The organism is Streptosporangium sp. NPDC002544, from assembly GCF_040295965.1.
Classification (GTDB): domain Bacteria; phylum Actinomycetota; class Actinomycetes; order Streptosporangiales; family Streptosporangiaceae; genus Streptosporangium.
Map to the genome: position 1 here is coordinate 20,084 of NZ_JBEOWJ010000025.1, position 25,720 is coordinate 45,803.

Annotated in this window: 18 protein-coding genes; 6 read left to right on the plus strand and 12 right to left on the minus strand. The window is 71.7% G+C overall.

Translation table 11 applies throughout. The annotated features are described in order from the left end of the window. Positions 1-106: 106 nt before the first annotated feature. Genes ABT061_RS31815 through ABT061_RS31825 form a run of 3 tightly spaced genes read right to left on the minus strand, consistent with a single transcriptional unit; the run spans position 107 to position 5,355 of the window. A complete protein-coding gene (locus tag ABT061_RS31815) occupies positions 107-3,355 on the minus strand; it encodes a non-ribosomal peptide synthetase (RefSeq protein ID WP_350924926.1) in 3,249 nt (1,082 codons plus the stop codon). A 12-nt stretch (positions 3,356-3,367) separates the two neighbouring features. After that, positions 3,368-4,600: a cytochrome P450 gene (locus ABT061_RS31820; RefSeq protein WP_350924928.1), complete on the minus strand. Its 1,233-nt coding sequence runs from the start codon at positions 4,598-4,600 to the stop codon at positions 3,368-3,370. After that, on the minus strand, positions 4,597-5,355 hold the full coding sequence (locus tag ABT061_RS31825) for an FkbM family methyltransferase (RefSeq protein ID WP_350924930.1): 759 nt from the start codon (positions 5,353-5,355) through the stop codon (positions 4,597-4,599). Before ABT061_RS31825 ends, ABT061_RS31820 begins: the two co-directional genes overlap by 4 nt. A 121-nt stretch (positions 5,356-5,476) precedes the next feature. On the opposite strand from ABT061_RS31825, the gene ABT061_RS31830 reads away from it, so the two are divergent. Further along, complete coding sequence (locus ABT061_RS31830; RefSeq protein ID WP_350924932.1) at positions 5,477-6,829, plus strand: MFS transporter; 1,353 nt, start codon at positions 5,477-5,479, stop codon at positions 6,827-6,829. A 2-nt stretch (positions 6,830-6,831) separates the two neighbouring features. On the opposite strand, the gene ABT061_RS31835 is transcribed toward ABT061_RS31830, so the two are convergent. From ABT061_RS31835 to ABT061_RS31845, 3 genes are read right to left on the minus strand one after another with little or no spacing between them, the layout of a single operon-like run. Further along, entirely contained in the window at positions 6,832-7,587 is a 756-nt protein-coding gene (locus ABT061_RS31835; RefSeq protein ID WP_350924934.1) for a thioesterase II family protein, read from the minus strand. Beyond that, complete coding sequence (locus tag ABT061_RS31840) at positions 7,584-9,320, minus strand: non-ribosomal peptide synthetase (RefSeq protein WP_350924936.1); 1,737 nt, start codon at positions 9,318-9,320, stop codon at positions 7,584-7,586. The genes ABT061_RS31835 and ABT061_RS31840 overlap by 4 nt, the downstream gene beginning before the upstream one ends. A gap of 12 nt (positions 9,321-9,332) precedes the next feature. Further along, positions 9,333-10,043 (minus strand): LmbU family transcriptional regulator, encoded by a 711-nt coding sequence (locus ABT061_RS31845; protein WP_350924938.1) that lies wholly within the window; start codon positions 10,041-10,043, stop codon positions 9,333-9,335. Between the two features lie 236 nt (positions 10,044-10,279). On the opposite strand from ABT061_RS31845, the gene ABT061_RS31850 reads away from it, so the two are divergent. After that, the gene (locus ABT061_RS31850; protein ID WP_350924940.1) at positions 10,280-11,725 is read left to right on the plus strand and encodes a cation:proton antiporter domain-containing protein; all 1,446 of its coding nucleotides are present in this window, start codon (positions 10,280-10,282) and stop codon (positions 11,723-11,725) included. Positions 11,726-11,731: 6 nt separating this feature from the next. Here the strand turns inward: ABT061_RS31850 and ABT061_RS31855 are convergent, their stop codons facing one another. Genes ABT061_RS31855 through purF form a run of 4 tightly spaced genes read right to left on the minus strand, consistent with a single transcriptional unit; the run spans position 11,732 to position 16,281 of the window. Beyond that, positions 11,732-12,760, minus strand: coding sequence for an ATP-grasp domain-containing protein (locus tag ABT061_RS31855; protein WP_350924942.1), 1,029 nt, complete (start codon positions 12,758-12,760; stop codon positions 11,732-11,734). Between the two features lie 40 nt (positions 12,761-12,800). Next, positions 12,801-14,042 carry a DegT/DnrJ/EryC1/StrS family aminotransferase gene (locus tag ABT061_RS31860; protein WP_350924944.1) on the minus strand — a complete coding sequence of 414 codons (1,242 nt, stop codon included), beginning with the start codon at positions 14,040-14,042 and terminating at the stop codon, positions 12,801-12,803. Beyond that, entirely contained in the window at positions 14,039-14,749 is a 711-nt protein-coding gene (locus ABT061_RS31865) for a class I SAM-dependent methyltransferase (RefSeq protein WP_350924946.1), read from the minus strand. The genes ABT061_RS31860 and ABT061_RS31865 overlap by 4 nt, the downstream gene beginning before the upstream one ends. Before the next feature lie 32 nt (positions 14,750-14,781). After that, positions 14,782-16,281 carry an amidophosphoribosyltransferase gene (gene purF, locus ABT061_RS31870; RefSeq protein WP_350924948.1) on the minus strand — a complete coding sequence of 500 codons (1,500 nt, stop codon included), beginning with the start codon at positions 16,279-16,281 and terminating at the stop codon, positions 14,782-14,784. 120 nt (positions 16,282-16,401) lie between these two features. Here purF and ABT061_RS31875 point away from each other — a divergent pair, with 120 nt between their 5' ends. From ABT061_RS31875 to ABT061_RS31885, 3 genes are read left to right on the plus strand one after another with little or no spacing between them, the layout of a single operon-like run. Continuing rightward, complete coding sequence (locus ABT061_RS31875) at positions 16,402-16,605, plus strand: MbtH family protein (protein WP_350924950.1); 204 nt, start codon at positions 16,402-16,404, stop codon at positions 16,603-16,605. 56 nt (positions 16,606-16,661) lie between these two features. Further along, the gene (locus tag ABT061_RS31880) at positions 16,662-19,121 is read left to right on the plus strand and encodes a non-ribosomal peptide synthetase (protein WP_350924952.1); all 2,460 of its coding nucleotides are present in this window, start codon (positions 16,662-16,664) and stop codon (positions 19,119-19,121) included. Next, complete coding sequence (locus ABT061_RS31885) at positions 19,118-22,684, plus strand: condensation domain-containing protein (RefSeq protein ID WP_350924954.1); 3,567 nt, start codon at positions 19,118-19,120, stop codon at positions 22,682-22,684. Before ABT061_RS31880 ends, ABT061_RS31885 begins: the two co-directional genes overlap by 4 nt. A gap of 166 nt (positions 22,685-22,850) precedes the next feature. Here the strand turns inward: ABT061_RS31885 and ABT061_RS31890 are convergent, their stop codons facing one another. Both ABT061_RS31890 and ABT061_RS31895 read right to left on the minus strand, forming a co-directional pair. Beyond that, the gene (locus ABT061_RS31890) at positions 22,851-23,741 is read right to left on the minus strand and encodes a serine hydrolase (RefSeq protein WP_350924956.1); all 891 of its coding nucleotides are present in this window, start codon (positions 23,739-23,741) and stop codon (positions 22,851-22,853) included. A gap of 36 nt (positions 23,742-23,777) precedes the next feature. Continuing rightward, positions 23,778-24,659 carry a LysR family transcriptional regulator gene (locus tag ABT061_RS31895; RefSeq protein WP_350924958.1) on the minus strand — a complete coding sequence of 294 codons (882 nt, stop codon included), beginning with the start codon at positions 24,657-24,659 and terminating at the stop codon, positions 23,778-23,780. Between the two features lie 112 nt (positions 24,660-24,771). Between ABT061_RS31895 and bla the strand changes: the two genes are divergently transcribed. Beyond that, entirely contained in the window at positions 24,772-25,698 is a 927-nt protein-coding gene (gene bla / locus ABT061_RS31900; RefSeq protein WP_350924960.1) for a class A beta-lactamase, read from the plus strand. The last annotated feature ends 22 nt before the right edge of the window (positions 25,699-25,720 follow it).

A 25,720-nucleotide genomic window follows, 5' to 3' on the forward strand; every position in this document is an offset into this window, starting at 1 on the left:
CCGCCCGGCCGGGCCGCGGAGGGCCCGCGCGTGACGAGGGCCGTGAGGATCATCCTCACGGCCCTCGTCACGCGCGGGCATCCCGCCCGGCGGGATGCCCGCGGGCTCAGACCCCGGCCTTGGCCGACGCGCCGTCCACCGCCTCGGCGAAGTCGGCAAGCACCGGGTTCTCGAACAGCACCCTGATCGGCACGTTCACGGTGAACGTCTCCCGTACCCGGGTGATCACCTGCGCGGCCACCAGGGAGTGACCGCCGATCTCCAGGAAGTCGTCCTCCCGGGCGACTCGCCTGAGCTTCAGCACCTCGGCCCAGATCACCGCGATCGTCTGCTCCGTCGGCGTCCGCGGCGCGTCGAAGTCGTCCCCGTCCATGCCGCCCTGGCCGGGCTCCGGCAGTGCCTGGCGGTCCACCTTGCCAGAGGAGGTCAGCGGCATCGCGTCCAGCGTCAGGTAGGAGGCGGGCAGCATGTACGCGGGCAGCGAGCCCTGCAGGAACCGGTGCAGCTCGCCGGTCAGGCCGCTGCGGTCGGCGATGATCCTGGAGGCGTCGTCGAGCACGACGTAGGCCACCAGCCGGTCGTCGCGCGCGACGACCGCCGCCTCGCGGACGCCCGGGTAACGGGTGATCGCCGCCTCGATCTCGGCCGGCTCCACCCGGAAACCGCGGATCTTCACCTGAGCGTCGACCCGGCCCACGTACTGCAGCCGGCCGTCGGGAAGGTAGCGGACCAGGTCACCGGTGCGGTAGAGCCGCGCCCCCGGAGGGCCGTACGGGTCGGGCATGAACGACCGCGCGGTCATGCCGGGCCTGCCCCGGTAACCGTGGGCCAGACCGGCGCCGCCGACGTACAGCTCCCCGGGCACACCGGCCGGGAGCGGGTTGAGCCGGCGGTCCATCACGTAGGTCCTGAAGTTGGCCAGCGGCCGGCCGATCGGCGGGGCGTACGCCGCGGCGGGGTCGCACGCGCCCATCGTGGCGCACACGGTCGTCTCCGTCGGCCCGTAGGCGTTGACGAACCTGCGGCCCGGCCCCCAGGTCCGCACCAGCCCGGCCGGGCACTGCTCGCCCGCGACCACCATCAACCTGACCGTGCCCAGCTCGTCGCCCCTGAGCGTGCTGAGGAACGTCGGCGGGAAGGTGGCCGCGGTCACGCCCTGGTCGCTGATGACCTTCGCCGTCTCCTGCGGGGTCATGGCCGAGGGGTCCAGCACGCACAGCGCCGACCCGTTCGGCAGCGCCATCGTGATCTCCCAGATCGAGGCGTCGAAGCTGAGCGAGGCGAAGAGCGCCACCCGGTCGTCGGGCGTCAGGGAGAACTCCCGCGACAGGGCCGAGGCGAGGTTGCTCACGCCGCGGTGCGGCACCTCCACCCCCTTGGGATGGCCGGTCGATCCCGAGGTGTAGATGAGGTAGGCGGTGGCGTCGGGCGCGGGCGTCACGCCGGGGCCGGTGGCCGGCTCCTCCGCCTCGATCGTGCTCCACCCGGTGTCCAGCTCGACCGTGCGCACCCGGCCGCCGCGCACCCGGCCGGCGTGCTCGGCCACGGTCAGGACCAGCCCGGTTCCGCTGTCGTCCAGGATGTGGCCGAGCCGGTCGGGCGGCAGCGCCGGGTCCAGCGGCAGGTAGACGCCGCCGGACTTGACGGTGCCGAGGAAGGCGACGAGCGCCTCGGCCGAGCGGCCGGTCATCGAACCGACGACCTGGCCTGGCCGCACCCCGTCACGGATCAGCCGGTGGGCCACCCGGTTGGCGCGCTCGTCCAGCTCACGGTAGGTCAGCCGCCGCTCGCCGCAGAGCACCGCGAGCGCGTCGGGGGCGGCGGCGGCGCGCGCCTCGAACAGCGCGCCGATGCTCGCCCCCTCGTCGAAGGGGGTCTCGGTACGGTTCCACTCGGCGACCACCAGCCGCAGTTGCTCGGCGTCCAGCAGGGACAGGCGCGAGATGGGCCGGGTGGGGTCGCCCACGGCGTCGGTCAGGAGCGTGACGTACTGCTCGGCCCTGGTCCTGGCGCCGGGCGCATCGAACAGGTCGAGCGCGTAGCGCACCTCGCCCTCCAGCGAGCCGGGCACCAGGACCAGCGCCAGATCCGAGGCCAGCGGGAAGCGGTCCGCCACCAGCTCCGAGGTCCGCACGCCAGGCAGTCGCAGCGCGCTCCAGGCCGGGGCCGCCTGGTCGAACTCCGCCTGGTAGAGCGGCCGCACGCCGCTGGAGGCGTCCAGCCGCAGTTCCTCGGCGAGCCGGTGCGCCGGGTAGGAGCCGTGCGCGGCCGCCCCGTCGAGCGCGTCACGCACCCGGGCGACGACGGTGGTGAACGACGGGTCGCCCTCGCAGCCGATCCGGATCGGGAACACCGGGGCGCGGTCGTCGCCGGGCACGGGTACGCCGACCACGACCTCGTCCTGTCCCGACCAGCGGCACAGTGCGACGGCCCAGGCGGCCAGGGTGACGGCCCGGGTGTCGGTGCGGGGGGTGGCCGCCTCGGTCTGTCCCGACCAGCGCGACAGCGCCATCGCCCGCGCGGCCTGGGTGACGGTTCCGTCGCCGGTGCCGGACTCGCGTGCGAGGGCCTCGATCCGCGCGGCCGTCTCCGGCGGGACGCCGAAGGTCACCCGGGCGCCCGTGAGGCCGGGTACGGCGGGACGGCCGCGGTCGGCGGGCAGGTCGAGGACGGGGGGCGTGCCGTCGAGCCGGTCACGCCAGTAGGCGAGATCGGCGGCGTCGCGGGCCTCCGGGGAGGACGCGGCGTGACCGTTCGAACCGGCCGCGGGGGAGGTGTCGCCGGCGGCGCGTCCGCCGGGGGACGTGTCAAGGGGGCCGTGGCCGCCTGCGGAGACGCCGTTGGACGGGTGCCCGTCGCGAGGGACGCCGTCGCGAGCGGCGGCGGAGGAGCCGGCCGCGCTCTCGTAGGCCCGGGAGATCTCCTCGGCGAGACCGGCCAGGACGCGCTCGTCGGCCACCAGCCGGTGCGCCGTCATGACGAACGCGTGGTCGTCGTCGGTCAGCCGGGCCAGGGCGATCCGGAGCGGCGGCCCTGCTACGAGGTCGAGGCCGCGGTTGGCCTGCTCGGAGACCAAGCGCGCCAGCGACTCCTCGCGGCGGCCCGGTTCGTGCCTGCCCAGTTCCACCGGCCGGGGAACGGCGACGGGCGTGGTGCCGGGATCGGGACCACCCGGCAGTGCCGGCCGTAGGTCCTCGCGCGCCTCCAGCACGTCCTCCAGCGCGGCGGTCAGGGCCTTCTCGTCCAGAGACCCGTGTAGCCGCGCGGCGAGGGTGACCTGGTCGGTGTGGTCACCGGCGGGTTTTGCCCGGTAGGACCTCCACTCGCTCTCCTGGATCGGCGACATGTCCGGCATGAGGTGCTCCAATCAGTGCCCTGCGTGGTCGAGTTCGAGATGGACGGGGACGCGGTCGACGCCCCACATGAGGTTCGAGCGCAGCCGCTTGACCGGCCCGGTGAGTTCCATATGGGCCACCCGGCGGGTCAGCTCCTCCAGCAGCACGCGTAGTTCGAACCTGGCCAGCGCCGCACCGATGCACAGGTGCCTGCCGAGGCCGAACGTGAGGTGCCGGTTGGGGGTGCGGCCGACATCGAAGCGGCGCGCGCCGGGGAAGGCGTCCTCGTCGCGGTTGACGGCCGGGTGCCACACGCTGACCCGCTCACCGGCCCGGATGGTCTGCTCTCCGATCCTCGTGTCGCGCAGCGCGGTGCGCATGACGTTGAGGCTGGGGGCGGTCCAGCGCAGCACCTCCTCCACGGCGGTCGGGATGAGCGAGGGGTCCTCGCGCAGCCGCCGCCACTCGCCGGGGTTCTCCACCAGGGCGATGACGGCTCCCGCCGAGGCGTGCCTGGTCGTCTCGTTGCCTCCGGTGATGAGGCCGTTGATGTTGAGCAGGATCTCCTCGTCGGTGAGGGGCGCTCCGTCGATCCGGCCGCGGATCAGCACGCTGATCACGTCGTCGCCGAGGTCGCCGCGCCGTTCGGCCAGCAGGTCGGCGTAGTACGCGAAGATGTTGGCGTTCGCCTCGGCCTTCTCCGCGTCGGAGATGACGTCGTCGGAGGTGGCGGAGCCGAACGCGGTGCGCGTCCACTGGATCATCAGGTCCCAGTCGGCGCGGGGCACGCCCAGCAGCTCGCAGATGACCGAGAGCGGTAGCCTGCCGGCCACCGTGTCGACGAAGTCGAAGGAGTCCCTGGGCGCGTTCTCCTCCAGCATCCCGCCCACCGTCTCGCGCATCGCGCCTTCGAGGCGGCGTACCACCCGGGGAGTGAGCGCGGGGTTCATCACGTCGCGCAACCGGCTGTGGCGGCCGTCGGTGACGATGAGCATCTTGCCCGCGGCGGCGCGGGCGGCGGACTCGGTCTGCCCGACCTGCATTCCCCGCTCGGAGGTGAAATTCGTCTTGTCGAGATAGACGGCCACACCGTCGGCGTATTTGGTGAACGCCCAGAAACTCGGCCCCGCCGATCTCTTGTTCCAGAACATCGGCCGGTGCTCCTGCAGGTAATACAGGACGCCGAGGCCCGAGTCGGGTGCCGTGTAGATGTCCGGATCGGCGAGATCCAGCCCGTTCAGATCAACCGTCGTGTCCACTGTCATGTGGAATTCCTCCGTGCGTACACATCGAAGATGTCCGTGTTCCTCAGCAGGGGATCCTGGCCGATGTCGACCTGGAATCCACGGCTGGTGAGATCGCCGCGTACGGACGCCAGCCTGCCGTCGATGTCATGGACCTGCATGACGATTTGGTCGACCGCGTCCCAGTCATCGGGGGCGATTCCATCCAGCACATCGCACTCGGCTTTCTCGACGTTGATTTTCAGCAGCCCTATACGGTGTACGCCCTCGGCGACCATCACCTCTGAGATCGTCCGCACCTGGCACTCCTGCTTCTCCGTGACGTGCCTGCCCTCGGCCATGTCCGCCACGTCCTCGGGAGCGAACCCGCTGTTGGCCAGGAAAGTCCTGGTCACCTCCGCATCGTGGTCGACGTCGGTGTACATTCCGGACATCGCGGTGGTCTCCGGATAGACGGTGAGAGTCGCCGTTCCCGGGGTATGGGAGAGCGCGCAGTCGAACGCCTTGGCGTTCAGGCCGTGGGCGGCCAGATTCGCGCACAGCGCGTCGTAAAGCGGCCGGGCAGGCTCGAAGGCAAGAATTCGAGTGCCCGGACATTCCCAGTGAAACGCCAGCGCCGCGATTCCTATGTTAGCGCCCACGTCGAACACCGTCATTCCCGGCTCAAGGCGTACGTCGTGTCTGAAGTAACTTCTGTCGCCCACGATGCTGCGATACTGCAGGCTGGTCTCGGCGGGATTGAGCTGGAATACCACATGTCCGTCCGGCAGTGTCATCTGACGTACCCGCTGATTGTTTTCCAGGGCGCCTCTCCGTTGATTTCGCATATCATCACCCTTAACAAAAAGCTTATTCCAGTCAACCAGAGGTGAAACCCGACAGGGACGGAACGATCTTATGGACACGCAGAGAACGGAAGTCGGGGCGTCGGCGGAAAAGCCGCCCTCGCTCTGGCGTAATCCCGACTTCAACCGGCTCTGGGCCGGTCAGTCGATCTCGGTCCTCGGCTCCGAGCTGACCACCCTGGCTCTTCCGCTGACCGCGATCCTCATGCTGCAGGCCAGCTCCTTCGAGGTCGGTCTGCTCAACACCATGCGCACGATCGCCGCGCTGCTGCTGACGCTGATCGCCGGTGTGCTCATCGACCGCTACCGGCGCAGACCTCTCATGGTCGGCGCCGACATCGGGCGGGCCGCGGTCGTGGCCCTGATCCCGATCACGGCCTTCGCCGGGTTCATGGACATGTGGGTGCTCTATGTGGTCGCCGTGGTGGTCGGCGGCCTCTCGGTGGTCTTCGAGATCGCCTACGCCGCCTACATGCCGACGCTGCTGAGCGAGGAGCAGCTGGTGGCAGGCAACAGCCGGATGGCGGCGACCGAGTCGGTGGGCGCCATCGCGGGCTCCAGCGCCGGAGGCGTGCTCATCGACCTGTTCCGGCCGGCGTACGTGATGCTGGGAGATGCGATCTCCTTCCTGGTCTCCGCCTTCGCCCTGTCGCGCATCCGTCACGTCGAGCCGCCCGTCGAGCGCCAGGACAGCGGCGGGCGCGGCGCCGTCGCGGCGATGCTCCACGACATCAAGCACGGCCTGAAGGTCACCTACCGCAACGCCTACGCCCGCCCGCTGATCCTCAACTCCGCCGGGGCGAACTTCGGGTCGATGATGATCCTGACCCTGTTCATCCTGTACGCGGCCAGGGAGCTCCAGCTGTCGGGTACCTGGATCGGCTTCATCTACGCGGTGGGCAGCATCGGCGGCGTCATCGGCGCCGTCTTCGCGGGCAAGCTGTTCGAGAAGCTCGGCTATGGGCGCGGCATCATGACCGCCCTGATCGCGTTCCGGGTGCTGTGCCTCACGCCGTTCGTGGCCGGTCCGCAGTGGCTGCAGATCACCCTGTTCTCGGCGATCTGGTTCGTCACGGTGTTCGGCGTGGTGGCCGGGAACATCGGCCAGCTCACGCTCTTCCAGTACGTGATCCCCAACCACCTGCGCGGCCGGGTCATCGGCGCGAGCCGCGCGGTCTACCTCGGCATCCTGCCGCTGGCCGCGATGCTGGCCGGGGTGCTGGGCGAGCTGATCGGGGTCAAGCCCGCCATCTACGCCGGTGCCGCGTTCCTGCTGCCCTGGATCATCCTGCTCTTCCTGTCGCCGGTGCCGAACCTGCGCAGGCTGGAGGACGCCGAGATCCTGCAGGACATCGAGGAGTCCGCAGGGAAGCCCGGCGGGCGCGAGGACGGCAAGGACACCTGAGGTCAACCCGGGATTCGCACGGACATGCTCCGCGCGATCTCGTCGAGCAGGGCGGCGGGCGCCTGGAGGTAGCTCCAGTGCCCGCCGTCCAGCACGGTGTGGCGGGTCCGGCCGTAGAACTCCCAGCCGCCCATCTGCTCAGGGGGGATCTGCGTGTCTCCCGACCAGCCGATCGTGGTGATCGGGCACGGCAGCTGCACCGGGTCGGTCCGCTCGAAGCGGCCGTAGGCGGCCACGTCGGCGCGCATGACGCTCGCGGCCATCTCCACCAGTTCGGGCAGCGGCTCCGCGCCGCGCGCCCGCATCAGATCCGACACCAGCGCGCCCACCTGCTCCTCGTCGAGCCGCAGGATGCTCGGCCACGACGCCCGGTGCGGAGGGACCATCGAGGAGGCGAACAGGTGGCTGGGCAGCGGGCCGCCGCGCTCCATGAGCAGCAGCGTCGCCTCGTAGCCGATGAAGACGGTGCCGCAGTGGCTGATGAAGCCGAACGGCCGGTCCAGGTAGGGCTCCAGGCCCTTCAGCATCTCGGCGGCGACCTCCGCGTAGCTCTCGAACGACGGCTCGCGCAGCCGGTTCTCCCTGCCGGGCAACTGCACCGGGCACAGCTCGATCCCGTCCACCTCGGCCGGCCACCCGTGGTACATCGACGCCCCGGCACCCGGGTAGGGCAGGCACCACAGCCGTGCCCTCGCCTCGGGGTCGGGGGCGCGCAGCAGCCACGTGGGGCGGCTCCTCCTCCGCCTGCTCTCGGTCATCGTGTGCTTCCTTCCGCCCTGATGGTCTGGATGAGGGTCTCGGGTGTCGGTGCCCTGAGGAACTCGCGCAGCCGGATCCGCACGCCGTAGCGGCTTCCGATCTCCTCGACGAGACGGGTGGCCGACAGGGAGTCGCCGCCGGAGCGGATGAAGTGGTCGCCCAGCGCGCCGCGCGCGCCGAGCGCCCGCTCCCACAGCTCCAGCACCCCCGCCGTCACCGGGTCCGTGCTCCTCTCCCGCCCGCGCGGGGACTCCCCCCAGGAGGGCGCGGGCAGGGCGCGGCGGTCCACCTTGCCGGCCGCGTTCAGCGGCAACCGCTCCAGCGCCGTCCAGGCGGTCGGAACCATCGGCTCGGGCAGCCGGGCCGAGGCGAAGGCGCGCAGTTCCCCGATCTCGAACCGGGCACCGTCCGCGGCGCTCTCCGTGGCACCCTCCGAAGTGACGGCACGGACGACGTAGGCGCACAGCCTCAGGTCGCCGCCGGGACCCGGCACGCCCGTGACCACGCACTCGCGCACCCCGGGGTGCCGGAGCAGCACGGCCTCCACCTCCGCGGGCTCCACCCGGTGGCCGCGGATCTTGACCTGCGCATCGACGCGGCCGTGATGCTCCAGCCGCCCGTCAGGCCGCTCCCTGGCCAGGTCACCGGTCCGGTAGACGCGGCCTCCCCCACCGGCGGGGTCGGGCAGGAAGCGCTCGGCGGTGCGGGCCGCCTCGCCCAGGTAGCCGCGGGCCAGCTCGGGTCCCGACACGAACAGCTCGCCGACCTCGCCCGCCGCGACCGGCCTCAGGTCCGAGGTCAGCACGCCGGCGCCGACCTCGGGCCAGGCGCGTCCGATGGGGGGACGGGTCCGCCTGGCGGCCTCGTCGGCGGTGACCGAGGTGCAGCGGTCCTCCAGCGGGACCAGGCAGCTGGTCACGCCGTTGGCCTCGGCGGAGCCGTACTCCACCGCGACCTCGAAGGGCAGGTCGGGTGCGGGCCACACGCGCACCGCGTCGCTGCCGACCGTCATGAGCCGCAGCGACGTCTCCGCCGGCCACGGCAGGCCGTACAGCGGCTCGGCGAGCGGCATGTTCACGTACGCGCGGGTGATTCCCGAAGCGACCATCCAGTCACGCAGCTCGGACGGCGAGCCCGCGGTCGCCGCGTCGGCGACGTGCACGCTCGCACCCGAGCAGAGATAGGGCCACAGCTCCACCACCGAGACCGACGAGGCCGGGGGAGCCAGCCAGCTGGAGCGGTCGGCGGGGGTGATGCGGTAGGCCTCGGTGTGGGTGGCGATCCGGTGGGCGATCGCCCGGTGGGTCACCCCGACGAGCTTGGGCTGCCCGGTCGACCCGGAGGTGTGCACCGCGTACGCGAGTTGGTCGGGATGCGCGGGGACGCCGGGCCCTTCGGCGGAGGGGGCGGCGTCCAGGGGGCCGTCGATCACCATGGGACAGCCGTCGAGCACCGGGGCGAGACGGTCCTCGGGCCAGCCGGGGTCGAGCAGCACCGCCGTGCCGCCCGCCTTGCAGACGGCCAGCAGTGCGACGAGCAGCTCGGGGGAGCGGTCCAGCCGTAGCGGGACCGGTGTCTCCGGGCCGATGCCGCGGTGCAGGAGCGACCGGGCCAGGCCGTTGGCACGGGCGTCGAGTTCCCGGTAGGTAAGCGACACGGCCCCGGAGACCAGGGCCGTGCTGTCCGGCGTCTCGAGCGCCCTCTTCTCGAACAGGGTGTGGACGACGTCCACCTGTCCCTCCGTTCACCCGGCCTTGGCGTCGTGGATGCCGCGGACGGGGATCTCGCCGGTGGCGACCTGGTTGAGGATGAGCCTGGCCCACTCCTCCACGCTGCGGTTCATCCGGCGGGCCGCGTCACGCCACGACTGCTCCTGGTCGGCGGGTACGTCTATCTGGATCACGGCCTTCTGCCTGGCGTTCTCCGGGACCCGGCCGGAGAGGGCGGCGGTGCGGTGCGCCTTGATCTGGCTGCGCAGGCGGTTGCGGGACCAGTTGAAGCGTTCCGCGCGGTCCAGCCAGAGCGTCTGCTCGTGCTCGGGGAGCGCGGCCACCTCCGCGTGGTGCTGGAGGCTGAGCCTGTCTCGCCGGCGGGATACCGGGAAGCGCCGGGCGACCCAGGCGTAGTTGCGCAGGGTCTGGATGTCGAGGGAGCTCTCCTCGACCGCTCTCTTGTAGCGGTCGGTGTACTCGTTCTCGCCGTAGACCAGCCAGTCGCCGAGCCACCAGGCGGAGGAGTCGGCGATGAGGGAGATCTGGTGGCCGATCCGGCGCCAGGTGTCGAAGGGAAGGCTCACCGGGAGCTGGAGTCCGGTCCGCCTCGGCTTGGCGGACGCGTCCAGGGCGAGTTTGGAACCCTGGGAAGGGGTGGTGCGCGGGCCGGGGACGGATGGTCTGTCATCACGTGGGGGCGGCGCCTGGCGGTTCGCCTCTCGGTTGGGGGAGAGCACCTGCATGCGACTTTTCCTCCGGATTTCTGTGCATGTGGAGTGAGTCAGGTCGGTACCTTACCCACGGTTTTCGGTAGCGCACTTTCGATCATGAGTAATTTCCAGATGCCCTTTCCGGGGTGTGGCGGAAAGTTGGAATCAGGTCGATGGCCAGCGAAAACTCCATTGTCCTTGGCGATTATTTTTGTTCTGTGATATGCGCGTCCAGGCAAAATGCGACCTATCGGAAACGGAATTAGTCCATGACCTATCCAGGGTTTCGGTCCGCGAATACACGCACGGTACGTCGTTACGCGATCGCGTACGGTCTCGCCGTCGTGCTGCCCGCCGCGCTGGCGCTGCTGATGCTGGGGTTCGACGCGGGGACGGCCACCGGCCCCGTCCCGATGCCCTCGGTGGGGGTGGGCCGGCAGCAGCAGGTGCCGGCCACCCCTCTGCTGCTGTTCTCCATCACCGTGGTCGTCGCGCTGGCCCATCTCGGCGGAGCCGCCCTGAGGCGGCTCGGCCAGCCCCGGGTGATCGGGGAGATGGCCGCCGGCATCGTGCTCGGCCCCTCCCTGCTCGGCGCCGTCTGGCCCGAGGCGTACCGTGCGCTGTTCCCCGGCGCCGTCATGCCCTACCTGAACCTGCTGGCCCAGTTCGGACTGGCCTTCTTCATGTTCCTGGTCGGACTGGAGCTCCGCGGCGACCTGCTGCGCGGGCGGGGCCGGATCGTGCTGCTCTGCGGCCAGGCGAGCGTGGCCATCCCGTTCGCGCTCGGGGTCGCGCTGGCCCTGCTGATCTACGCGCCGCTGGCGGCCGCGCCCGTCGAGTTCCCGGTCTTCGCGCTGTTCGTCGGCGCCGCGCTGAGCGTCACCGCGTTCCCCGTGCTGGCCAGGATCCTGCTGGAACGCGGGCTCTTCCACACCCCGACCGGGGCGCTGACCATCACCTGCGCCGCCATCGCCGACGTGACCGCGTGGTTGCTGCTGGCCGTGGCGATCACCATGGCCAGGGGCTCCTCACCCGCCGAGGCGCTGCGCACGCTCGGTCTCACCGCGGCCTTCGCCGTCGTCATGGTCGGGGTGGTACGGCCGCTGCTGGCCCGGCTGCTGCGCCGGGGGCTCTCCCAGGAGGCGACGCTGCCCGTCGTCATCGTGGGCCTGCTCGTCTCGGGGCTGCTGACCGAGCTGATCGGCATTCACCTGATCTTCGGCGCGTTCCTGTTCGGCGTCCTGTTCCCCCGCGACGGTGACGTGCGGCTGAGGCGGGTCCGCGAGCGCACCCAGGACTTCACCGCGTCCTTCCTGCTGCCGCCCTTCTTCGCCTTCATCGGGCTCAACACCCAGATCGGGCTGCTCGGCCAGGACCTCGCGATGTGGGGCTGGTGCCTGCTGATCCTCGCCGTCGCGGTGGCGGGCAAGGTCGGCGGCGTGTCGGCCGTCGCCAGGCCGCTGGGCGTGCCGTGGCGGGAGGCCTCGCGGCTCGGGGTGCTGATGAACTGCCGGGGCGTGACCGAGCTGGTGATCCTGAGCATCGGCCTCGGTCTCGGCATCATCACCCAGGCGCTTTTCACCATGCTGGTGATCGTCGCGCTGGTCTCCACCGCGGCGACCGCGCCCCTGCTGGAGTTGCTGGACCGCCGGGACGCACGGCGCGATCGGGAGGTACGGGGGACGGCGGAGGCCCGGGTACGCCGGTCCGCCTGAGCGGCCTCAGGAGGCGCGGGGCAGCACCCGGGGCTCCGCGCCCAGCTCGCGCAGCTTGGCGCGGACCTCGCCGGGACTCTCCCCGGCGACGGTGAGCCGGGAGGTGGCGAACACCTCGCCGTCGGCGTCGGTGATCGGGGCGCCGCTGTAGGGGACCTCGCCGCTGAAGCGGGCGGCGCAGAGGTGGTCGCGGAGCTCGGGCCTGGCGTGCAGGGAGAAGATCGGCAGCCGGGTGGCCATCGCGGCCAGCCGCATGGTGCCCGACACCCGGGGGTTGATCTCCAGCAGGTGCACCTCGCCGGCCGGGGTCAGCAGGAACTCCGCCTCCAGGTAGCCGTGCGCCTCGGCCAGATCGGCCAGCCGCTTGCCCACGGCCCGCAGCTTGCGGTCCCAGGTGCCGCCGAGCGCCGGGTCCGGGCAGAGCCGCAGCCGCTGCCACGGCGGCACCAGGTCCTGGCTGGTCGGACCCTTCCACACCGGCGGGAAGGTCGCCGTGCCGTGCTCGTCGCGGTAGATCAGCACCGAGTACTCGACCCCGTCGACGTACAGCTCGCCCAGCTCGTTGGGGGCCAGACGGCACTCGCCCGCGCGGGCCAGCCGGGTGCCGACACTCTGCGTCCCGTGCCGGTCCTTGATCACCACGGGGGTGTCGGGGCCGGCCTCGGGCAGCGGTTCACCGGCCCGCGCCCACGGTGGGGAGACCAGGCGGTAGCGGTCGAAGAACTCCTTCATCAGGATCTTGTCGCTGCCCAGCGAGGCGCAGAGCCGTGACTGGCACTCGGCCCGATGGCCGAGCTCGCGGAGCCGGAACGCGAGCAACTGGTCGCGGCCGAGCGTCGCGTGGCTGGAATGGAAGATCACCGTCACCCGCGGGGCCCGGCCGATCGCCTCCAGCAGCGGGGCCACGTCCACGCCGGCGTCCTCCCCGGTGAAGACGGCCCGGTCCTCGGGGGCGAGGTCGACGAAATGGCCGAACCAGCTCTCCAGGCTGGCGGGGGCGACGGCATGGATAACGGGAAACGTCTGTCGGCTCATTTGGATTACTCCGGAATCGACGCTGGAAACAGGGACGACGTTACGCGGTACGGGCCATCGAGAATGCCTCGTCGAACGCCTCCAGATACGCACCGACCAGCGGCGAGTTCTGTTCCCAGAGGAAATTCACCGGCAATTTCATCCAGCGGGCGAACAATTCCGCGGAACGCGGAAACGGGCGGTCGTTCACCGTGGCCGCGGCCCGCACCGCGGCGGCGACCTGGGGTGACCAGTCAGGCGCGGTGCCCTGGAAGAGGGGGAAGACGTGCAGCGGCCGGGTGGCCGGGGCACGCACCTTCAGACCGCGCTCCTGGCCGGCCGCCACCAGGCCGTCCCTGCTGAACGGGCACTCCGGCGTCACCTCGACGACCCCGTCGTACCACGCGCCCATCGTGACGCCCTCGGCGATGGGGGAGGGGCGCACCCCCGGCAGCTCGCCGAGCCCCGAAGACAGGGCCGACACGTTGGCCACCCGGCGCTCCACCAGCTCGTCCAGCCGGTCGAGGTGGCTCTGGGCCAGTACCGCGCCGGGCGTGGAGATGCGGAAGTTGCCGCCGAGACCGGTCAGCAGGAACGGCCGGTAGCGGACGGCGTCGATGGTCAGGTCGGTGCGGTGCCGGAAGTTGGTCAGCAGGCAGGCACGGGCGAAGACGTCCTCGGAGTCGGTCAGCAGCATGCCGCCCATGCCCCCGGAGACCAGCTTCCTGCCGCCCACACTGAAGATCGCGATATCGCCCAGGGAGCCCACCGGCCGGGAACGGAAGGTGGCGCCGTGGGCGTGCGAGCAGTCCTCGACCAGGGCGAGCCCGCGCCGGGAGGCCACCGCCCGCAGGGCGTCCATGTCGCAGCTGTGGCCCCACAGATGGGTGACGACGATCGCGACGGTACGCGGCGTGACCAGTGCCTCCACGGCCGAGGGGAGCACGTTCCCGGTGGCGTCGCCCGCGTCGCAGAGCACCGGCACCGCGCCCAGCAGGAACAGCGGCGAGGCGGTGCTGAAGAACGTGAGGTCCGGGACGATCACCTCGTCACCGGGGCCGATGCCCAGCGCGAAGTAGGCGGCCAGCAGTCCCGCGGTGCCCGAGGTGAGCGCCAGGGCGTGGGCGCGGCCGTGCCGCTCGGCGAACGACCGCTCCAGCTCGGCCAGCTCGGGCCCGTAGTCGTAGTCGAACGTGCGCCCCCGCGTCACCAGTTCGGCGACCCTGGCCGCCACGCCGTCGTCGTAGACCGGCCATTCGAGCGGGTGCGGCGGGCCCGTGAGTCCACCTTCCAGCGAGCTCACGCGTCCACCTCCCGGCGCGCCACCAGCCTGGTCACCGCGTGGGTGTGCGGCTCCTCGTGGCCGGTGTGGGTGTGGGTGGAGTCGGTGTCGGTGGCGCTCAGCAGGGTCCATCCGTCGTACCTGGTGAGGTACCAGTCGTGGGGCAGCAGGACCGGCAGGCGCATCTCGCCGGCGGGAGGCCGGTAGGCGTGGCCGCCGTTGAACATCAGCAGGGCGTTGACCCCTCCCGGGGAGGTCGCGGCCTGGAGCCTGGCGATGACGTCGGCCACCTGCCTCTCGTCCCGCAGCCAGTGCAGGACGCTGCACGCCAGCACCCCGTCGAACGAGCCGGGCGCGAGCCGGGTGGTGCGCGCGTCGCCCCGGCGCCACTCGATCCCGCCGGCCCCACCGCCGGTACTGTCCCAGGCCCGCGCGCCGTTCTCCAGCGCGGCGGCCGACACGTCCATCGCCAGCACCCGCGCGCCCCGCTGGGCGAGTCGCACCGCGTTGCGCCCCTCGCCACACCCCACGTCGAGCACCGTGGGCGCGCCCGCGCCAGGTGGAGCGGAGGGCGGAGCGATCTCTTCGGGTGCCGGGGGCAACGAGAGCGCGTCCGCCAGGGTGTCGGAGATCCCGTCCGGCCTGCGCCCCCACAGGCAGGTGGTCCGGGTGTAGCGGGCGTCGCAACCACCGTCGTCGTAGCCGTTCGATCGTGTGTGAGGTCTCATCTGGCGGAGGCTAGGCGCGGCCCTGAGCACCGTCAACGGAGGTGGGCGGCCGCCGTGCGCCGCGGGGTCCGCGCGGGTACGAGCCTCGACTTGTCGCGCGCCGGGTTCACCCGGGTGGGGTAGTCGCCGGTGATGCACCCCTCGCAGAGGCCCTCGCCCGCCGCGCTCCCGAGCGTGTGCCGCATGCCCGCCACCGACAGATGCGCCAGGCTCGTCGCGCCGATGATCCGGCACACCTCCTCGATCTCGCGCCCGGTCGCCACCAGCTCACCGGTGTCGACGATGTCCACCCCGTAGTGGCAGGGCGAGATCAGCGGCGGCGCGGCGATCCGCACGTGCACCTCGCCCGCCCCCGACTCGCGCAGCAGCGCGACGATGCGCCGCATGGTGGACCCGCGCACCATCGAGTCGTCGACCACCACGACCCTGGCCCCGTCCACCGGCGAGCCGACGGAGAACTTGCGCCGCAGCCTGCGCTCACGCCGTCGCAGGTCGGGCTCGATGAACGTCCTGCCCACCCGCTCGTCACGGACCAGCGCCCCGGCCAGCGGCAGCCCCGCGGCCCGCGCGTACCCGCGGGCCGCCGGCACGCCGGAGGCCGGGACGGCCACGACCAGGTCGGCGTCCACCGGGGACTCCAGGGCCAGCCGCTCACCGAACGCCACCCGCGTCGCGCCGGTTCTGGTGCCGCCGATCCTGGAGTCCTGCCTGGTCAGATAGAGGTGCTCGAAGACGCAGAAGCTGCGCGGGGCGGGCTCCGCCACGCGGTGCGCCCCGATCGGGCGGCCGTCGCGCAGCACCAGCACCTCACCCGGTTCCACCTCCCGCTGCTCGGTGCAGCCGAGCGCGTCGAGGGTGCAGGTCTCCGAGGCGACGACCGCCCTGCCCTCGGTGAACCCCGCCACCAGGGGGCGCAGGCCGTGCGGGTCCCGGAAGGCCACGAGGTACTCGCCGACGGCGCACACCACCGAGTACGCGCCCCGCAGCACCCGCGTGGTCCGCGCGACCCCGGCCACGATCGGGCCGGGGGCCGCGGGGTGCCGGTCCTTTGGGCCGGGAGCCGAGGCGAGTGCCGTGCCGGGTGTCTCGCCCGCGTCGGCGAGCAGGGCGAGGATGATCTCGGAGTCGCTGGTCGAGCGGAACCCGTACCCCTCGCGGCCGAGCCGGGCGCGCAGCTCGGCGGCGTTGACGAGGTCCCCGTTGTGCGCCAGCGCGATGCGCCGTGCCTCATGTACGAAGGGCTGGGAGTTCTCCGGCACCGTGGCGCCGGTGGTGGAGTACCGGGTGTGGGCGACCGCCACTCTCCCGGCCCGCCAGGCCGCGAGGCCGTCACGGGCCGGGTCATCGTGGGACGAGTCACCACAGGCCGAGCGCGAGGCGAAACCGAGCGCCCGCCGGACCTGCACGCCGCCGGGGCCGGCCACCGCGATGCCCCAGGACTCCTGGCCGCGGTGCTGCAGGGTGACGAGCCCGTCGAAGGCCGGTTGCCCGGCTGTTCCTCCGTTAACGGATACGCCGACTATTCCGCACATACGCTCCCCTTCAAAACCTTAACATTTCCCGAAAAATGCGTTAAATCGCTTCTGTCTGGCCATGGCATTGTTCTGCCGGCAGGCCCTATCGAATGATGAATGAAGCGAAGGAGATCCAGAATGTCGGAGGACGCCGAGTACACGGTGGTGCGCAATCACGAGGAGCAGTACTCCATCTGGTGGACCGACCGTGACATTCCCGAGGGCTGGCGGAGTGTCGGCCACAGCGGCACCCGCGAGGAGTGCCTGGCCCACATCGAGGAGGTCTGGACGGACATGCGCCCGCTGAGCCTGCGCCGGTGGATGGACGGTGAGCGGTCCTGACCCGCGGGCGCACCGACGAACGGTCCCGGAAGGAACGGTCCCCGAAGGAGGAGCCGATGGACACGATCCAGGAGCACGACGCGCGCCTGGTCGTCGAGGAGTGGAACCGCACCGAGTTGGCCGACGAGCCGGCGACCGTCATCGAACGGTTCGCCGCCCAGGTCGCCAGGTCGCCCGCCGCCACGGCGCTGACGGACGAGGAGGGCACGACCCTCGGCTACGACGAGGTGCGCCGCGCCGCCAACCGGCTGGCCGGGCACCTGCTCGGCCTCGGCCTGCGCACTGAGGACCGCTGCGCCATCTACCAGCGCCGATCGGCCGGCATGGTGGTGTCCATGTTCGGCACGCTGGCCGCCGGGGGCGCCTACGTCCCGATCGACGAGGGCAACCCGCCCGAACGGGTCGAGGCGATCCTGCGCGACGCCGGCACCACCGTGGTGCTGGCCGACTCCACCACCGAGGCCGAGGTGCCGCCGGGCCCGTGGTTCGTGGTGAACGTCGACGACCACCCGGGAAGGGAGGAGGACGATCCCGGGGTGCCGCTGCACCCGGCCAACCTCGCCTACGTCATGTACACCTCCGGCAGCACCGGGACGCCCAAGGGCGTCCTCATCGAGCACCGCGCGGTCACCGCGTTCGTCCGGGGCGCCCAGCACCTGTACGGGCTCTCCCCGCAGGACCGCCTCGTGCAGTTCTCCTCGATCGCCTTCGACGTCTCCACCTTCGACGCCTTCGGGGCGCTGCTGTCGGGGGCCACCCTGCACGTCGCCGCCGCCGAGACCCGTACCTCCGCCGAGCGTTTCCGCGACCTGCTGCGCGAGCGGCGCATCTCCGTCTACATGGGCACCCCCGGCATGCTGAGACTGCTGGAGCCCGGCGACTTTCCCGACCTGCGGGTGCTCGCGGTCGGCGGCGAGAGCTACTCGGGTGAGTTCACCACCCGCTGGGCGGCCGGGCGCAGGTTCGTCAACAGCTACGGGCCCACCGAGACCACGGTCGGCGTGATCACCCAGGAGTGCCGGGGAAGCTGGGACACCTCACCGCCCATCGGGCGCGCCATGCCCAACCACCGGGCCTACGCCCTGGACGCGTCGATGTGCCCGGTCCCGATCGGCACGGTCGGCGAGCTGTACGTCGGCGGTCCCGGCCTCGGCCGCGGCTACCTGGACCGTCCCGGCACGAGCGCGCTCTCCTTCGTCCCCGACCCGTTCGCCACCACGCCGGGCGAGCGGCTCTACCGCACCGGCGACCTGGTGCGCTGGACCGCCGACGGCGAGCTGGTCTTCGCCGGGCGAGCCGACCGCCAGGTCAAGGTACGCGGTGTCCGCGTCGAGCCGGAGGAGATCGAGCAGACCCTCCGCAGGCACCCGGCGGTCGCGCACGCCGTGGTCGAGGCGGAGGCGCGGGGCGACGGCGACGCCCGCCTGATCGCCTACGTCGTCTCCACGACGGGGGAGCCGCCCGGCGTGACCGAGCTGCGCGAGACCGCCGCCCGGTGGCTGACGGCCCCGCTGGTCCCCAACGAGTTCGTCCACGTCCCGGAGATCCCGCTCACCCCGGCAGGCAAGGTCGACCGCGACGCCCTGGCCGCGGCCCGACAGGAACGCGCCGGCGCCGGCGTCGGCAGCGGCGCCAGTACAGACGATGGTGCCGAGTGGACGCCGACCAGGCGCAGGGTGGCCGAGGAGATCGTGAAGCCGCTGCTCGGCGTCGACTCCCTCGGCCCGCACGACCACTTCTTCGAGCTGGGCGGCACCAGCATCCAGGTCATCCAGCTCCTCGGCCGGGTCCGCACGATCTTCGGCATCGAGGTGCCGGTCGCCGACTTCTTCGACCGGCCCACCATCGCCGGGGTCGCCGACGCCGTCGACTCAGCGGTCCGCTCCGATCTCAAGGACATCGTCCGCGAGGGCTGGGACGACATCGCCGACCGCTACGCCGCCTTCCAATCGGAGTTCTCCGACGGCCCCCGTATGCAGTGGACCGGCCACCTGCTCGCGATGCTGCCCGCCGGCGGCTCGGTGCTGGAGCTGGGCGTCGGCGGCGGGCACGAGTCCTCGCGCCGCCTGGCCGAGGCACACGCCCTCACCGCCGTCGACATCTCCGCCGAGCAACTCAAGCTCGCCGAGAGGACACTGCCCGGCGCGACGCTCGTGCAGGCCGACATGGCCCAGGCGCGGTTCCCCGACGCCGCCTTCGACGCCGTCGTGTCCATCTACACCCTCACCCACCTGCCGCGCGAGGAACTGCCCGGCCTGCTGGGCGACATCGCCCGCTGGCTGAAGCCGGGCGGTCTGCTGCTCGCCACCCTGATGACCGAGGACATCCCCGGCGCGATCGAGGAGTGGTTCGGCTCGACCATGTTCTTCTCCGGCTTCCCCACCGAGGAGAACCTTCAACTGCTGCGCGCGGCGGGCCTGGTACCCGAGCGCGAGGAGGTCGTGGCACAGCGGACACCGCTCGGGGAGTCGCGCTTCCTGTGGGTGATCGCCAGGAGGACGGAGACAGCGTCGTGACCGGACTGCCCGTCCGCACCGCCCCGCTCTCCTACCTGCAGGAGCAGCTCTGGTTCGTCGAGCAGGACGATCCCGGCAACGGCTCGTACAACGAACTGAAGGTACTCGTCCTGGACGGCACGCTGGACGCGGCCAGGCTCGGCCGGGCATTGGAGCGGGTGGTGGCCCGGCACGACGTGCTGCGCACCACCTTCGTCTACCAGGGAACCGAACCGGTGCAGGCGATCTGGGCGCGGGGCCCCGCACTGCGCGAGGCGTCCGTCGGCGGCGAGCAGGCGCTCATGGAGTACGCCCGTGAGGTCGCCGAGGCCCCCTACGATCTGGCCTCGGGGCCGCTGCTGCGCGCCTCGCTCGTCACGCTCGGCTCGGAGCGGCAGGCGCTCGTGCTCGGGGTGCACCACATCATCAGCGACGGCTTCTCGATGAACCTGCTGCTCGACGAGCTGGACGCGGCCTACCGAAGCGAGCCGCGCGGTGGGACCTCGATCGAGCCGGCGGGCGAGACCTCGGCCAGGTCGCAGGGGGAGTCATCGGGTGGGCCGCTGGACGAGCGGCCCGCCCAGTACGGCGACTTCGCCCGCTGGCAGCGCGAGCAGTTCGCCGGCGGCCGCCTGGCCGCCGACGTCGAGCACTGGCGGCGGGCGCTCGACGGCGCGCCCACGGTGCTGGAGCTGCCCGCCGACCGGCCCCGGCCGCGCCGGCGGGACAGCGCGGGCAGGCGCGAGCGCTTCCCGCTCGCCGGTGACCTGACCGACCCGCTCGGCGAGGTCGCCGAGCGGGTCGGCGGCACCCTCTTCACAGTGCTGCTGGCCGCCTTCGCCGCCACCCTCTACCGCTACACCGGACGCGGCGACATGGTGCTGGGCACCGGCGCACCCGGCCGTCCCGGACGCGAGTTCGACGGCACGCTCGGCTTCTTCGCCAACATCGTGCCGGTACGGCTGCGCCCGGCGGGCGAGGTCCCCTTCACCGAGCTGGCCGACGCGGTCAGCGAGGCCGCCTTCGACGCCTTCGACCACCAGTACGTGCCGTTCGAGAAGCTCGTGGAGTTCCTGCAGCCCGAGCGCGACGCCGGGCACACCCCCCTGGTGCAGGTCGTCTTCACCATGTGGGACGCCGGCGCGGCCGAGTGCTCCATCGGCGGCGTGCCCGCCGCCGAGGTCGAGGTGACGCGCGGCCGGTCCCGCTTCGACGTCGCGGTAGAGGCGGTACGGCGGGGTGACCGGGTCGACTTCTTCGTCGAGTACGACGACGCCCTCTTCGACGAGGCCACGATCGCCCGCCTGATGCGCCACTACGAGCGGGTGTTGCGGGCGGTCGCCGCCGACCCCGCCCAGTCCCTCTCGGACATCCCGATGATCTCTCCGGAGGAGTGGGCCACCCTCACCCAGGGCGACGTGAGCGTGCTCGATCCCGACGGCAATGTGCTGCCCGCCGGGGCCGTCGGCCAGCTGGTCCGCCGTTCCGGCGAGCACGGGCACACCGGCCGCCTGGCCGCCCGCAGGCCCGACGGGCGGGTGGTCGAACGCGGACGCGAGGACCGGCTGGTCAGCTTCGGCTCCTTCCAGGTGCAACTGGAGGACGTCGAGGAGGTCCTGCGCGCCCACCCCGCCGTACGCGACGCCGCGGTCATCGCGGTCGAGGGCGGCGCGGGACGGGAGCTGGTCGCCTACGCCGTCGCGGAGCAATCGCCCGGCGATCTGCGGACCGTTCTGGTCGAGCGGCTGCCGCAGTACATGGTGCCCGCCGCCATCGTGGCGGTCGACCACATCCCGCGCGGCGAGGACGGCCGCATCAGGACCGCCCTGCTGCCCGAGGCGGCCGAGATCGGCGAGCGGGCCGGGCTGCCCGCCCTGGAGGCCGCGCTCTGCGTCATCTGGGCGCGCGTCATGAACCTCGACGAGGTGGAGCCGGACGACGACTTCTTCGCCCTGGGCGGCCACTCGATGCTGGCGGCCCGGCTGGTACGCGAGATCGCCTCGGTGCTCGCCGTACGCGTCCCGCTGATGGCCCTCTTCGAGCACTGCACCCCCGCCGACCTGGCCGACTACCTGGCGGCCAGGTATCCCGCACTGGAACACACGCTCGCCGACGCGAGCCGCGCCAACCGCGCGGGGCAGCCCATGATGGGGCAGACGACCGGCGGTGCCGGTCGCATGAACCCCACCGCGGGACAGGCCGGGGAACCGGAGCCGGAGCAGACGCCTGACGACACGGACCGCGCCGAGCCCGCCGGGCAGGCCGTATCGGACGGCGCGGAGCCAGGCGGCTGCGCGCTTTCCACCGCGCAGCTGCAGATCTGGATCAACGAGCAGCTCGCGGGCGGCGACGCCCGGGACTTCATCGCCGCCGTCACCTACCGGGTGCGCGGCCCGCTCGACGTGGACGCGCTGCGCGGCGCTCTCGACGCGCTCGTCGCCCGGCACGAGAACCTGCGCGCCCGGGTGGCGCTGGTGGGCGACGTGCCGGTGCTGCGCTTCGACGCCGGGGTGCGCGTCGAGCTGCCCGTCGAGGACCTCACCGGCCTGCCCGAGGCCGGGCGGGCGGCGGAGGCGGCCCGCCGTACCGCCCGTGACGCCGAGCGCGGCTTCGATCTGTCCGCCGCCCCCCTGATGCGGGCCACTCTCTACCGTCTAGGCGACGGCGACCACGTCCTCGCGCTCACCCAGCACCACCTGGTCACCGACGGCGTCTCGATGGGACTGCTGGTGGGCGAGCTCGGCCGGCTGTACTCCGACCGCGACACCGCGCCCGCCACACCGCACCTGCGCTTCTCCGACTACGTGGCCTGGGAGCAGGCCTGGCTCGGCGGACCCGAGGCCGCCGCCTCGGAGCGGTTCTGGCGGGAACGGCTGCGCGAGGCCCCCGAGCTGGTCCTGCCCAGGACGCGCGATGGGCGGCGGGAGAGCCGCGACACCGAGATGATCGCCCATCATCTGCCGCCCGCGGACTCGCGCCGGCTGCTCGCGCTGGCCAGGCGGAGCAGGGCCACGCCCTACATGCTGGTGACCGCCGCCTTCGCCGCGATGCTGGCCCAGTGGAGCGGCCAGGACGACGTGGTGATCGGCACCACCGCCGACAACCGCCCGCTGCCCGGCCTGGAGGGCGTGGTCGGCTGCTTCGTCAACATGGTGGCGCTCCGCCTCGACTGCGGTGGCGACCCCAACTTCACCGAGCTGGCCGGGCGGGTGCGCCGGACCGTCCTGGAGGCGTACGCGCACCAGAGCACCCCGTTCAACGAGGTGGTACGGGCACTGAAGATCCACCCCGACCCGCGCAGGATGCCACTGTTCCAGGTGACCTCCGACTGGGCGGGCGACGGCCCCGCGGTGCCGGAACTGGCCGGCTGCGAGGTCGGCTTCGACTACGTGCACACCAGGGCCAACCGCTACGAGCTGGAGATGTACGCCGGGATGGCGGGGGAGCGGGTGGTGCTCGACCTGGAGTACGCCGTCGAACTCTGGGACCGGAAGGAGGCCGAGGACCGCCTGGCCCGGGTGGCCGCGCTGCTCACCCGTGCCGTGCTGGCCCCGGACACGAGGCTCTCGGCACTGCTCAGCTGACCGACCGCAACCCGGATGTGGCGATCGGCTGTACCGAAGGAAGATTCATTAAATTTGACACAAGCCCTGCCGGTTTATTTGCGAAGATCTCTAATTATGTGCGCGAGCCAACCCTCGAGCTGACCCGGCATGCGACATCTGGGCGGCTCCCGTCGGCAGGGTCGTACTACAGCCTGTCATGTCGTAGCCGGTCGCGGAGGGTTCGTGCGACCTGTGCCATGAGTGCCTCGGCTCCTGGCTGGCTGATGGCCGGTACGCGGGATTCGGTGAGTACGGCGACGGCGAAGGCCTGGCCGTCGGTGTGCTCGACGACGCCGACCTCGTGCCGGAGGTTGAGCAGCGTTCCGGTCTTGGAGGACCATCTGGAGGCGTCGGAGCTGAAATCGGGGGTCAGCCTCTGGCGCAGGAGGTTGTCGGCCATCAGGTCCCGTACCCGCTCGGCCACGCCAGGGTTGATCGAAGCCGGGGTCCACAGTGCCTGCAGGAGTTCGACGAAGGCCCGCGCGGATCCCGAGTTCGCGCGGGTCACGTCCAGTTGCGGGACCCGGTGCCCCCGCCCGGCCGTTCCCGCCTCGATGGCGAGGAAGTGGGCGAGGTGGACCTCGCCGGGATCGAGACGTTCCGCCGGAGTCTCGATGAGCTCCTGGACGGTGTGGCGGATCGCGATGCCGTGCAGCCCCAGCCCGTGCAGCATCGCCGAGACCTCGGCGGGCGGGGTGAGGGCGAAGAGCGCGTCCGCCGCCGTGCTGTCGCTCACCGCGATGCTGAGGTAGAGCAGGTCGTCGATGGCGACCCGGGTCGGGTGCCGGAACCTGCCCAGCCCGGTCGGTCCCGGCACGGTGATCCCGGTCGGCCGCACCAGGATCTGGGTGGAGCCGTTGAGTTCCCCCTTCCGGATGCGTTCGAGCGTCGCGATGGCGAGCGGGACCTTGACGAGTGAGGCGATCGGGAACTCCAGGTCCGGCTCGATACCGATCTCGTCACCGGTGTGCAGATCCCGGACCAGGAACGATCCGTTCAGTCCGGCGTCGTCGAGCTCTCGCCGGAGCTGTCGCATCAGCTGCTCGACCTTGATGGTGCCCCTCCGTCTTGGTCATGCCTGGTCGTACGCGCCGAGGCAGCGGGCGATCGGGTGCCAGAGCCGGGTCCGGATGCGCTCCGCGTCGTTCCCGACGGCGGCCGACACCTCGAAGCCGCGGACGAGTTGGATCTCGCCGACGGGGCGCCAGTGTAGCCCCAGTTCCTGGGCCTGCCCGACCGGGCAGAGCAGGAGATCCGCCGAACCGAGGACCTCCGCCACGGCGGAGGTGAGCGTCGCCGAGACGCCGACCTGCGCGGGCTGGAGACCGACGGCGTCCCGGATCCGGAACATCGGGTCGCGGATGTGCGGGACGTCGTCCTCGGGCTGGATCCAGATCCGGCGCCTCGGTGACGACCGCGCGGCGCGGCCGGCGCGGAGCGTCTCGATGTAGATCGTCTGCACGGGGAGATCCGCGGCGCCGGCGAGTCCGAGCCGTACCGACCAGGTCGCGTCGCCGGGCGGTACGGCGATGAGGGCGGCGCGGACCTCGCGAGAGCGGACGAGTTCCGCCCGTTCGGCCGGTGGGGCAGTATGAAAGTGCAGGTAGACGCCCTTTTGGCGGGCCTCCGCGTCAAGGCGTGCCAGGTCGCGAACGGGCACGATGCCGGGAACGGCGAGCCGGAGCGGACTGAGCTTGGCCTGCTCCGCCTCGTACTCCATGTCGTCGGCCAGGCGGACGAGACGCTTCGCCGACGGAAGCATGTCCCGGCCGAACTGGGTGAGTACCGCCCCGCGCGACGACCGGTCGAACAACTGCTCCCCGAGGTGCTTCTCCAGGGCGGCGATCCGGCGGCTCGCGACCGACTGCGGCACCCGGGTGGCCGCAGCCCCCTCCGTGAAGCTCCCTCGCTCGCTCACATTGACGAACGCTCGCCAGGCTCCGAGGACGTCCACGAGATGATCGTATGCCGTTTCAGCATAGAACTCGCCACTTTCGTCTTTGACCGCATCAACCGGCGGCGTGAGACTGCCTGTCGCATCCAACCCGCAACCGGAAGGCATCACCATGCGTCTGCGACACGCCGCACTCTCGGTGCTGGCATCACTCACGCTCGTCCCGCTGATGGGCGTCACCGCGGCAGGCCACGCGTCCGCCGCCTCGCCGGTTACCCGGGTGGTATCGGGAGAGGCCCAGGCCAGGAAGGAACTGCGCACGCTGGAGGCGTCCTTCAAGGGCCGCATCGGCGCGTACGCCATCGACACCGCCACCGGTAAGACGGTCACCTATCGTGCGGGCGAGAGTTTCCCGATGCTCTCCACCTTCAAGGCGATCGCCGCCGCGGCCGTGCTGCACAAGGCCCGCACCTCAGAGCCCGGCCTGATGGACAAGGTCGTGCGCTGGACGGACGCCGAGGTGAAGGAGAACTCCCCGATCACCAAGGATCATGTCAAGGACGGGCTGACCGTCGCGCAGCTGTGCGAGGCGGCCATCACCCGGAGCGACAACACCGCGGGCAACATGCTGCTCAAGCAGCTCGGCGGCCCGGCCGGCCTGACCGGCTACTTCCGGACGCTGAAGGACCCGATCTCCCGGCTGGACCGGTGGGAGACCGAGCTCAACGACTGGAACCCCAAGGAGAGGCGCGACACCACGACGCCCGCGGCCATGGGCCGTGACCTGCGCGCGGTCACGGCAGGAAAGGCCCTCAACGCCAAGGACCGGGCGCGGCTGAACACCTGGCTGATCGCGAACCAGACCGGCGACGCCCGCATCCGCGCGGGCCTGCCCAAGACCTGGAAGGTCGGCGACAAGACCGGCACGACCTCGCAGTACGCGGCCGCGAACGACATCGCGATCGTCTGGCCCGGCAAGTCGGCCGCGCCCATCATCATGTCGATCTACACCAACGGCAGGGCCGCGGACGCGGTCCTCGACAACCAGGTGATCGCGGACACCGCCACCATCCTCGCCCGAGGCCTCGGCAGGCTCTGAGGCGCCTGGTGGGGTGACCGCC

Excerpts from the sequence above, each read along its gene's own strand:
- ABT061_RS31845 (WP_350924938.1), bottom strand. The coding sequence starts at position 10,043 with ATGCAGGTGCTCTCCCCCAACCGAGAGGCGAACCGCCAGGCGCCGCCC.
- purF (WP_350924948.1), bottom strand. The coding sequence starts at position 16,281 with ATGTGCGGAATAGTCGGCGTATCCGTTAACGGAGGAACAGCCGGGCAA.
- ABT061_RS31830 (WP_350924932.1), top strand. The coding sequence starts at position 5,477 with ATGGACACGCAGAGAACGGAAGTCGGGGCGTCGGCGGAAAAGCCGCCC.
- bla (WP_350924960.1), top strand. The coding sequence starts at position 24,772 with ATGCGTCTGCGACACGCCGCACTCTCGGTGCTGGCATCACTCACGCTC.
- ABT061_RS31820 (WP_350924928.1), bottom strand. The coding sequence starts at position 4,600 with ATGACAGTGGACACGACGGTTGATCTGAACGGGCTGGATCTCGCCGAT.
- ABT061_RS31855 (WP_350924942.1), bottom strand. The coding sequence starts at position 12,760 with ATGAGCCGACAGACGTTTCCCGTTATCCATGCCGTCGCCCCCGCCAGC.
- ABT061_RS31875 (WP_350924950.1), top strand. The coding sequence starts at position 16,402 with ATGTCGGAGGACGCCGAGTACACGGTGGTGCGCAATCACGAGGAGCAG.
- ABT061_RS31865 (WP_350924946.1), bottom strand. The coding sequence starts at position 14,749 with ATGAGACCTCACACACGATCGAACGGCTACGACGACGGTGGTTGCGAC.
- ABT061_RS31825 (WP_350924930.1), bottom strand. The coding sequence starts at position 5,355 with ATGACACTGCCGGACGGACATGTGGTATTCCAGCTCAATCCCGCCGAG.
- ABT061_RS31880 (WP_350924952.1), top strand. The coding sequence starts at position 16,662 with ATGGACACGATCCAGGAGCACGACGCGCGCCTGGTCGTCGAGGAGTGG.
- ABT061_RS31835 (WP_350924934.1), bottom strand. The coding sequence starts at position 7,587 with ATGACCGAGAGCAGGCGGAGGAGGAGCCGCCCCACGTGGCTGCTGCGC.
- ABT061_RS31815 (WP_350924926.1), bottom strand. The coding sequence starts at position 3,355 with ATGCCGGACATGTCGCCGATCCAGGAGAGCGAGTGGAGGTCCTACCGG.
- ABT061_RS31850 (WP_350924940.1), top strand. The coding sequence starts at position 10,280 with ATGACCTATCCAGGGTTTCGGTCCGCGAATACACGCACGGTACGTCGT.
- ABT061_RS31890 (WP_350924956.1), bottom strand. The coding sequence starts at position 23,741 with ATGCGACAGCTCCGGCGAGAGCTCGACGACGCCGGACTGAACGGATCG.